Here is a 920-nt window from a genome sequence, read left to right as displayed (position 1 = left end):
AGCTTGCTCTGCGCCACGCCATGATCGCGGAACGCATCCAGCGTGGCATCCGGCACCGTGTTCACGGTATCCAGACCGATCAGCTCCTCCACGTACATGGTGTCGCGGTAGGCCGGGTTCTTGGTACCGGTGGAGGCCCACAGCAGACGCTGCGGATGCGCGCCGGCAGCCTTCAGCGCCTTGAAACGGGTGCCGTTGAACAACTGCTTGTAGTGCTGATAGGCCACCTTCACGAACGCAATGGCGCTCTTGCCGCGCAGGGCCAGGGCCTCCGGCGAACCGATGGCTTCCAGTTGCTTGTCCAGCAGCACATCGACGCGGGAGAGGAACACCGAGGCCACCGCGCGCACGTGATCGATCGGATTGCCAGCGGCGCGGCGGGCTTCCAGACCGCGGATATAGGCGGTGAGCACATCGTCGGTCTGCTTCAGGCTGAACATCAGCGTGATGTTCACATTGATCCCGTCGGCGATCAGCTGCTCGAACGCCAGGATACCGGCGTGGGTGGCGGGGACCTTGATCATCGCATTGGGACGGTTCACCTCGGCCCACAGCCGGTGGGCGGCATCGATGGTGCCCTGGGTATCGTTGGCGAGGAAGGGCGAGACTTCCAGACTGACGTAACCGTCGAGTCCCTTGCTGGACTGGTACTGGGGCAGATTCATGTCGCAGGCGGCCTGGACATCGGGCACCACCAGCTTCTCATAGCGTTGCTCGGCGGAGAGACTCTGCTTTTTCAGCTCAGCGAGGTCACCGGTATAGAGCGGATCGGAAGAGATGGCCTTATAGAAAATGGCGGGGTTGGAGGTGACGCCGGCGATGGCGTCGTCGTCGAGGAGCTTTTGCAGTGCGCCGGACTGCAACAGGCCGCGGGACAGGTTGTCCAGCCAGATGCGTTGGCCCAGGGGTTTGATGGCGGC

The 920-nt window shown here is 63.0% G+C and carries 1 protein-coding gene; it reads right to left on the bottom strand.

The features are described from left to right. The coding region (gene tal, locus FAZ21_RS20055; protein ID WP_136775196.1) for a transaldolase at positions 1-920 on the bottom strand (920 nt) is incomplete at both ends.

The sequence above is a fragment of the Chitiniphilus eburneus genome (assembly GCF_005048205.1).
GTDB lineage: Bacteria > Pseudomonadota > Gammaproteobacteria > Burkholderiales > Chitinibacteraceae > Chitiniphilus > Chitiniphilus eburneus.
This window is presented reverse-complemented; position numbering and strand designations above follow the sequence as displayed.